This is a genomic window from Streptomyces marokkonensis (assembly GCF_039539045.1).
In the GTDB taxonomy this organism is placed as follows: domain Bacteria; phylum Actinomycetota; class Actinomycetes; order Streptomycetales; family Streptomycetaceae; genus Streptomyces; species Streptomyces marokkonensis.
This window is the reverse complement of the sequence record NZ_BAABCQ010000091.1, coordinates 21,841-30,595: the sequence shown is the minus strand read 5'-3', so window position 1 is coordinate 30,595 and position 8,755 is coordinate 21,841. Positions and strand designations below refer to the sequence as shown.

General features: G+C 71.8%; 6 protein-coding genes. 3 read left to right on the top strand and 3 right to left on the bottom strand.

Features of this window, described 5'->3' with window-relative positions; translation table 11 throughout:
* Nucleotides 1–380 precede the first annotated feature (380 nt).
* Together ABEA26_RS21940 and ptsP are read left to right on the top strand one after the other, a co-directional pair.
* Nucleotides 381–830: a PTS sugar transporter subunit IIA gene (locus tag ABEA26_RS21940; protein ID WP_345594681.1), complete on the top strand. Its 450-nt coding sequence runs from the start codon at nt 381–383 to the stop codon at nt 828–830.
* 76 nt (nt 831–906) lie between these two features.
* Nucleotides 907–2,577 carry a phosphoenolpyruvate--protein phosphotransferase gene (gene ptsP / locus ABEA26_RS21935; protein ID WP_345594679.1) on the top strand — a complete coding sequence of 557 codons (1,671 nt, stop codon included), beginning with the start codon at nt 907–909 and terminating at the stop codon, nt 2,575–2,577.
* Between the two features lie 69 nt (nt 2,578–2,646).
* On the opposite strand, the gene ABEA26_RS21930 is transcribed toward ptsP, so the two are convergent.
* The gene (locus ABEA26_RS21930; RefSeq protein WP_345594678.1) at nt 2,647–3,537 is read right to left on the bottom strand and encodes a hypothetical protein; all 891 of its coding nucleotides are present in this window, start codon (nt 3,535–3,537) and stop codon (nt 2,647–2,649) included.
* 121 nt (nt 3,538–3,658) lie between these two features.
* Nucleotides 3,659–5,635, bottom strand: coding sequence for an acetoacetate--CoA ligase (locus ABEA26_RS21925; RefSeq protein ID WP_345594677.1), 1,977 nt, complete (start codon nt 5,633–5,635; stop codon nt 3,659–3,661).
* Nucleotides 5,636–5,847: 212 nt separating this feature from the next.
* Here ABEA26_RS21925 and ABEA26_RS21920 point away from each other — a divergent pair, with 212 nt between their 5' ends.
* Nucleotides 5,848–8,226, top strand: a complete 2,379-nt coding sequence (locus ABEA26_RS21920) for a glycoside hydrolase family 31 protein (RefSeq protein ID WP_345594675.1) — start codon at nt 5,848–5,850, stop codon at nt 8,224–8,226.
* Here ABEA26_RS21920 and ABEA26_RS21915 read toward each other — a convergent pair.
* Nucleotides 8,217–8,753 carry an NUDIX domain-containing protein gene (locus ABEA26_RS21915; protein ID WP_345594674.1) on the bottom strand — a complete coding sequence of 179 codons (537 nt, stop codon included), beginning with the start codon at nt 8,751–8,753 and terminating at the stop codon, nt 8,217–8,219. The two genes, ABEA26_RS21920 and ABEA26_RS21915, sit on opposite strands and share 10 nt — an antisense overlap.
* Nucleotides 8,754–8,755 lie beyond the last annotated feature (2 nt).

The following is an 8,755-nucleotide window of genomic DNA, read 5'->3' as shown; positions in this document are numbered from 1 at the left end:
CCTTTGTACTCACCCGAGAGACTCTCTCAGGCTTTCCTCCGGGCGCTTCCCTTCGTTGTCCCCAACACTATCAGGCTTTCCCGGAGCTTCTGACCACCGTCCTGCGGACATGCAGGAGGTGATCCAGCGATAGGATCTGAGCGAGTTGGGTACTGCCGGGGCGAGGACGCCTTGCTTCGCATCGCTCAACCTCAGGCAGGATTAACGACTGTACACGGAGTCGCGGAACGGGTGCAAATCCGTGGGGACTGTGGTCTAGACCTCTAATCGGAACACTCATGCGGAACCGGTACTTCCTATGACATACGCTGCTGCTCGGTGCGCCGTCCGGGACAGGCAGTGACGGCCCGTATATATCTCCGCCACCTGGGAGGCTTCCCATGACCACCGTCTCGTCCCCGCTCGCAGGACGTGCCATCGGACTGGCCGCTGTGCCCGATCCCGTCTTCTCCGGGGCCATGGTCGGCCCAGGTACCGCAATCGACCCCGTGAGGGAGCCTTCCGAGGCGGTCGCCCCCGTGGACGGGGTGATCGTCTCTCTGCACCCGCACGCCTACGTCGTCGTCGACGACAGCGGACACGGTGTGCTGACTCATCTCGGCATCGACACCGTGCAGCTCAACGGCGAGGGTTTCGAGCTGCTGGTGAACAAGGGCGACACCGTCGTGCGGGGGCAGGGCGTGGTCCGCTGGGACCCGGCCGCCGTCGAGGCCGCGGGCAAGTCGCCGGTCTGTCCGATCGTTGCCCTGGAGGCGACGGCCGAGTCCCTCACCGATCTCCGTGAGGACGGCGAAGTGAGGGCCGGCGACAGTCTCTTCCTCTGGAAGTGAGTCGGCGCCGTCGTATGACGGCAGGTAGGACAACCACCGCGGCGGCGGGACCCGCCGCACTATCGGGACGGGTGAGATGGAGACAACGCTGCGAGGCGTCGGTGTGAGCCACGGGGTGGCGATCGGCGAGGTTCGGCACATGGGGACGGCGGTGCTCGAGCCGCCGGCCAAGCAGATTCCGGCTGAGGACGCGGAGCGCGAACAGGGGCGCGCCCGCAAGGCCGTGGAGGCTGTGGCAGCCGACCTGATGGCGCGCGGCAATCTGGCGGGGGGCGAAGCCCAGGCGGTGCTCGAGGCCCAGGCCATGATGGCCCAGGACCCCGAGCTGATGTCGGACGTGGAGCGGCGGATCGCCGTCGGCAGCACGGCGGAGCGCGCGGTGTACGACGCCTTCGCCGCGTACCGCGCCCTGCTGGCCGGTGCCGGTGAGTACCTGGCCGGCCGCGTGGCCGATCTCGACGATGTGCGGAATCGTATCGTCGCCCGTCTGCTCGGCGTACCGATGCCGGGTGTCCCGGACAGCGACGAGCCGTACGTTCTCATCGCGCGGGACCTGGCGCCCGCGGACACGGCTCTGCTGGACCCGACTCTGGTGCTCGGTTTCGTCACCGAGGAGGGCGGGCCGACCAGCCACAGTGCGATTCTCGCGCGGGCGCTCGGCGTGCCGGCCGTGGTGGCGCTGCCGGGTGCCGGGGAACTGCCCGAGGGCACGGTCGTCGCCGTGGACGGCAGTACCGGCGAGATCTTCGTGAATCCTGAGGAGGAGCAGAGGGCCCGGCTGCGGGCGGAGGCGGCCGAGCGCAAGGCGGCGCTGGCCGCGTCGACGGGGCCGGGCGCGACCTCGGACGGTCACAAGGTGCCGCTGCTCGCGAACATCGGCGGTCCCGCGGACGTGCCCGCGGCGGTCGAGGCCGGTGCGGAGGGTGTCGGTCTCTTCCGTACCGAGTTCCTCTTCCTGGACGACAGTGAGAACGCGCCGTCCGAGGAGAAGCAGGTCGCCGCCTACCGGCAGGTGCTGGAGGCCTTCCCCGAAGGCCGGGTCGTCGTGCGGGTGCTGGACGCCGGCGCGGACAAGCCGCTGGACTTCCTGACCCCGGGCGACGAGCCGAACCCGGCGCTGGGCGTGCGCGGGCTGCGGACTCTCCTCGATCACCCGGACGTGCTGCGCACCCAGCTGACGGCGCTGGCGAAGGCGGCGGAGGGTCTGCCCGTCTACCTCGAGGTCATGGCCCCGATGGTGGCGGACCGGGCCGACGCCAAGGCGTTCGCGGACGCGTGCCGCGAGGCCGGACTGCGGGCGAAGTTCGGCGCGATGGTGGAGATCCCGTCCGCCGCGTTGCGGGCACGCTCGGTGCTGCAGGAGGTCGAGTTCCTGTCGCTGGGGACGAACGACCTCGCGCAGTACACCTTCGCCGCCGACCGGCAGGTTGGCGCGGTGTCCCGGCTGCAGGACCCGTGGCAGCCGGCCCTGCTCGACCTCGTCGCGCTGTCCGCCGAGGCCGCCAGGGCCGAGGGCAAGAGCTGCGGTGTCTGCGGTGAGGCCGCGTCGGACCCGCTGCTGGCGTGTGTGCTGACCGGTCTGGGCGTCACCTCCCTCTCCATGGGCGCGGCGTCTCTTCCCTACGTCCGGGCGACACTGGCGAAGTACACGCTGGCGCAGTGTGAGCGTGCCGCGGCGGCCGCCCGTGCGGCGGACAGCGCCGAGGAGGCGCGGAACGCCGCTCAGGCGGTGCTGTCCGGCGAGTAGGGCCGGGCGAGGCCGCCGTCGGCTGTGGTGCGGGGCGTTCCACCTTCGGGTGGGGCGCCCCGCTCGCGTTCAGTGGTGGTGTCCCTGTGGCAGGTGGTCGTCGCCGAGGTCGGGCGGCGCGCAGTAGTCGACGTTGGACTCCGGGGAGATGAGGTCGCCGGACTCGACGTCGGTGCAGTAGGCGTCGAAGACCTCACCGGCGGTCAGGGGTTCCAGACGGTATCCCCGCAGGCGCCAGCCGTGGATGCGGTCGGCGCTGCCCGGGGTGCTGACGCGCATGACGAGTCCGCCGGGGCTGTGGGTGGCGAGGCCGAGGGCGAGGACGCTGGTGAATTCCAGGGCTTCGGCCTCGTCCATGTGCGGGACGCCGTCGATGTCCTCGTCGGCGTGCAGGACGGAGAGAAGGGGTTCCGGGGAGCCGGAAACGCTGCAGACCAGGTGCCTGTCGCCCGGCGGAGCCGTTTCGAGGACGCGGAGGAGCAGACGCGTGGCCCGGATGAAGGCGGCCCGGCCGAGGTCCTCGCCGCAGGTGGCGCAGCTGCCGAGGCGGGCGAGCAGGTTGGACGTGTACTCCCAGGTGGCTTGGCGGACCGCTTCGTCGACGAGGTCCGGGAGGAGGTCTGCGAGGGGCTGTCCGTCGTACGGGACGGTGGGTCCGCCGGCGGCGAGTTCGGCGGTGAATCGGGTGCGGCTGGCGTGGGCGTCGGGGTCGAGGCCCGTCGCCGAGCAGAAGTCTGCGTACTCCTCCGGGTCGAAGAGGGCGACGGTGGTGTGGGTGCCCTGTGAGGCGCGTGACCTGAGCAGGGCTTCCACTTCGTGGAGGTAGGTCGCGTGGTCGTCGAAGGTGAAGCTGCGGTAGCGCCGCATGGCACGGAAGTCGTGTTCGTCGGTGAGCAGTCCGATGGTGCCGGCGATTTCCCGGCGCAGGACGCTTCGCGTGGTCTGGTCGGTGTGCGCCATGTTTCCCCCTGTGCGCAGTCGATCAATGCTCACTCACAGTAACTGGCGGCACTGACAACGGCGTCGGGGCGGGCTCGCGATCCGGCCGTCGTTCGCGGCGGCCGGATCGTTGAGGGCCTGGTCAGGTGCGTTTGCGGGCGAGGTCCTCGTAAAAGTGGAGCAGGTCGAGGTTGTCGATGGAGCCGGGGTTGACGGCCTTGTCCAGGGGGGTGCCTTGGAGGAGGCGCTTGATCGGGACCTCGATGCGCTTGCCGGTCAGGGTGTGCGGGATGCCGGGCACCTCGATGACCTCGTCGGGGACGTGTCGCGGGGAGAGCTGTTCGCGGATGGTCTGTTTGACGCGGTTCAGCAGGGTCTCGTCGAGGGCGGCTCCGGGGGCCAGGTGGACGAACAGGGGCATCCAGTAGCCGCCGTCGGGCTGTTCGACGCCGACGACGAGGGATTCTCTGATCTCGGGCAGCCGCTCGACGGCCTCGTAGATGTCGGCCGAGCCCATGCGGACGCCCTGCCGGTTGAGGGTGGAGTCGGAGCGGCCGTGGATGACGACGGAGCCGCGGGAGGTGAGGGTGATCCAGTCGCCGTGCCGCCAGACGCCGGGGTAGGTGTCGAAGTAGCTGTCGTGGTAGCGGCTGCCGTCGGGGTCGTTCCAGAAGCGGATCGGCATCGAGGGCATGGGGTTGGTGACGACGAGCTCACCGACCTCGTCGGTGACGGGGGCGCCGCTGGGGTCCCAGGACTGCAGGTCGGTGCCCAGGCCGGGGGCCTGGAGTTCGCCGATGTACACCGGGAGCGTGGGGACGGCACCCGCGAAGCAGGAGCACACGTCGGTGCCGCCGCTGACGGATGCGATCCACAGGTCCGCCCCGCTGTCCGCGAACTCGTCGTGCAGCCAGCGGAAGCCGTCGGGCGGGAGCGGGGAGCCCGTGGTGGCGACGCACTGGACCCGGGAGAGGTCGTGGTCGCGGGCCGGGTGCACGCCGGCCTTGCGGCAGGCCATGACGTAGGCGGCGGAGGTGCCGAAGAGGGTGGCACCGGTGCGCTCGGCGATGCGCCACTGGGCGCCGGTGTCCGGGTGACCCGGGCTGCCGTCGTACAGGACGATCGTGGTGCCGGTGAGCAGGCCGGAGACGAGGAAGTTCCACATCATCCAGCCGGTGGACGTGTACCAGAAGAAGCGGTCCTCGGGGCCGAGGTCGCAGTGCAGGCCGAGCTGTTTGAGGTGCTCGACCAGGATGCCGCCCTGGGACTGGACGATGGCCTTGGGCAGGCCGGTGGTGCCGGAGGAGTAGAGCACCCACAGGGGGTGGTCGAAGGGCACCTGCTCGAAGACGGGGTCCGTGTCGGCGGACGTCAGCGTCTGCCATTCCAGCGCGCCCTCGGGGGCCTCGGTGCCGAGGAGCGGGACGTGGACGACGGCGCGCAGGGTGGGCAGTTCGCGGCGCAGTTCGGCGACGGTGTCGCGGCGGTCGTGTTCCTTGCCGCCGTAGCGGTAGCCGTCGACGGTGAACAGGACGACGGGTTCGACCTGCTGGAAGCGGTCGAGGACGCTGCGGGCTCCGAAGTCGGGGGCGCAGGACGTCCAGACGCCGCCCACGGCGGCGGTGGCGAGGAGGGCGATCACGGCCTGCGGGACGTTCGGGAGATAGCCGCTGACGCGGTCGCCGGGGCGTACACCGAGTGCTCGGAGTTCGGCGGCGAGCGAGCCCACCTGGCGACGCAGTTCGGCCCAGGTGACGGGGCTCGGTTCGTGGGTCTCGTCGACGTACAGCAGGGCCGGTTCGTGCGCGCGGGTGTCCGCCGCGCGCAGGGCGTGCTCGGCGTAGTTGAGCGTGGCGCCGGGGAACCACTGGGCGCCGGGCATGGAGCGGTCACCCAGCACGCGCGCGTAGGGGGACGAGAAGCGTACGTCGAACCATTCCGTGACGGCTTTCCAGAAGGTGGGCGGCTCGTCGACGGACCAGCGGTGCAGGGCGACGTATCCGCCCTCGGCGGGGGCGCCGTGGTATTCGGCCGCCCAGGTCTGGAACCTGGTGATCCGGGCCTGGGCGATGCGCTGCGCATCTGGCTGCCAGAGCGGCTGGGGGTTCACGGTCGACATGGGCGGCTCCCGGACTGTGCGCGTGGTGTGCGTCCTGCGCGCACGGGCTGGGGTGTGCGCGTGACGCGGCTGACACGGACGATGCCATGTGATCGACTTCTGCACCAGGGCACACCCCACACAGTCGGTGTCATGAAGATGTGGTCCCGTCACGGGTGAACGGCAGTTGAACGACGCCCGGGCGGGAGGCCGTCGATGGCAGGGTGAGCAGCATGGACGGTCGTGACCTGGTGCGTTCGATAAAAGCGTTCGGTTCTACGGGAGCGGCGCAGGGGTTGCGTACCGTGCGGGCGGCGTGGCGCAGGCGCCGTGCCGACTCCGCGGGTCTGCCGCCGCGGGGTGCGGAGCGTGCGCGGGTGCCGGGGCCGATGCGGGACGTGGAGCCCGGGCCCGGGGGCGGTGTCGTCCGGTTCAGCCGGTCGGAGCTGCGCGTCCTCGTGGCCGTGAACGGCGCCGTCTTCTGGGGCTGGGACGGGGCCGGCCCGGAACCGTCGTACGCGTTGGCGGGCCGTTGTCCGGAGCCGGATCCACGGGCGGTGCTGGAGCCCGACAAGGACGGCGGCTGGCGGGTGGTGGCCGAGCGGGCGACGGTGGCCGTGTCCCGGCACGGTGCGGTCGAGGTCCGTACGCCCGGGGGTCTGGTACTGCGCCGTGAGCTGCCGCCCCGCTGGTGGGAGCCGGTGGGTGGTGGTCCGGCGCGCTGGACTCAGCGGTCGGAGGTGGCGGCGGACGCCCGGTTCTTCGGGCTTGGTGGGCGGGCCACCGGTCCTCGGCTGCGGAAGGGTACGTACCGGCTGTGGAACACCGCTCCGGGCGGGGCCTTCGTTCCGGGTGAGGATCCGTCGTCGGTCACGATGCCGGTGCAGCTGGTGGTGGCCGACGCGGGAACGCATCTGGTGTTCCACGACAGTTCGTGGGACGGCACGGTGGCGTTGCGGGAGGGCGAGGAGGGGTCGGGGTCCGGGCACGACCGGCCCGGGCGGAGTGTGCTGCGGATGGACGGTGGTCCGCTGCGGTGCTGGGTGACGGTGGGCACCCCCGCGCGTGTGCTGCGCACCTGGGCGTCGCTCACCGGTGCGCCGGCGCTGCCGCCCGCGTGGGCGCTGGGTCACCAGCACGCGCGGTCGGGTCCCGGCGACGAGCACGAGGTGCGGCGGATCGTCGCCGGCCACCTGGAGCGTGACCTGCCGCTCGACGCCGTACATCTGGACACCGGCCATCTCGACGCGCATCAGGTCTTCACCGTGGACGAGGAGCGGTTTCCCAAGCTGCCCGTGCTCGCCGAGGAGCTGCGGCGGGACGGGATCCGGCTGGTGTCGGTGGTCGGTCCCGCGGTCCCGGCCGTGCCCGGCAACGCCGCGTACGACAGTGGGGCGAGCGAGGGCGTGTTCGTGCGGGACGCCTCGGGCCCGGTCGTTCGGGGTGTGGCGCCGTCCGGGGAGGTGGTCTTCCCGGACTTCACGCACGCGCGTGCGCGTGCGTGGTGGGGCGGGCTCTACGGAGAGCGGCTCGGGCGCGGGTTCGCCGGGTTCTGGCACGACCTGGACGAGCCCACCTCGTTCGCCGCTTTCGGGGAGTCGACGCTGCCGCGTTCGGCCCGGCACTCGTTGGAGGGCCGGGCCGGTGACCACAGAGAAGCGCACAACGTGTACGCGCTCTGCATGGCCCGGGCCGGCTACGAGGGGCTGCGGTCCCTGGCCCCCGGGGAGCGGCCGTTCGTCCTCTCGCGGTCGGGGTGGGCCGGCATGCAGCGGTACGGCGGCACCTGGTCCGGGGACGTGGCCACGGGCTGGCCGGGGCTGCGGGCGTCGCTGTCGCTGGTGCTGGGGCTCGGGCTGTGCGGGGTGCCGTACGCGGGGCCGGATGTGGGCGGGAGCGGCGGGAGTCCCTCGCCGGAGCTGTATCTGCGGTGGCTCCAGCTGACTGCCCATCTGCCGCTGTTGCGCACGCGTGGGGGCTCGCGGGCAGGGGGTGGCGAGCCGAGGGAGTGGGGTGCCGAGGTGCTGGAGCACGCGCGCGTGGCGCTCGTCGAACGGCGGCGGCTGCTGCCGTACTTCGTGACGCTGGCGCATCTGGCCCGGCGCACGGGCGCGCCGTACGTGCGTCCTGTGTGGTGGTCGACGCCGGAGGAGCGGGCGTTGCGGGACTGCGAGGACGCCTTTCTGCTGGGCGACTGTCTGCTGGTGGCGCCGGTGCTCGATCCGGGGGTGGACCGGCGGGCCGTGCGGCTGCCGCGGGGGCGCTGGTACGACGTGGTGACGGAACGGGCGTACGAAGGACCCGCGCGGGTTCTCGCCGATGCTCCGCCGGGCCGGATTCCGGTGTTCGCGCGGGCGGGAGCGGTGGTTCCGGTGCGCGGGGAGGACGGCGGGACGGAGCTGGAGGTGTGGGCGCCCGCGCGGGGGCGGACCGGTGGCGGTCTGGTCGTTCCGGACGCGGGCGACGGCTGGGCGGAACCGGAGATCGAGCGGTACGTGTCCCGTTGGGAGGGACTGCGGGTCGTCGTGGAGCGGGAGTGCGAGGACGGCGTGCGCGAGCCGTCCTGTCCGGTCCGCGTCCGTGGGTTCGAGGAGCGTTCCGCTCAGACGTAGTGGCCTTCGAACCAGGCCCGCGCGGCCTGGGTGTGGAGGGGAAAGGCGAGCTCCTCCGCACGGCGCAGCAGGTGCCATCCGTCGGTCTCGTTCGTGGCGGCGGACAGCGGGAGGGCCTCGGCCGGCCGTTCGGGGAGGAGACCGAAGAGCAGCAGGTGGCCGTCGGGCGAGCTCATGGCGTCGGCGAGCCGTACGTCGTGGTCGGCGGCGTCGATGCCCGTCTCCTCCTCGAGCTCGCGGACGACGGCCCGCCGCCAGTCCTCCCGGTCGTCGACGTAACCGCCGGGCAGTGCGACGCCTCCGCGAGCGGGAGCCACGGTGCGGGTGATGACGACCAGGGCCGTACCCTGTGCGTCGTACACGGGTTGGAGGGCGACCGCGACCGGCAGCGGGTTGCGATAGGCCGCTGTTCCACATGCGGAACAGCGGCGGGGCCAGCCGGAGACGCCCTCTCCGTAGGGCGTTCCGCAGCTCGAACAGTGGGAGTCCGGTGCGGAGTCGGACACGGAGGTCTCGGGTTCGGACACGC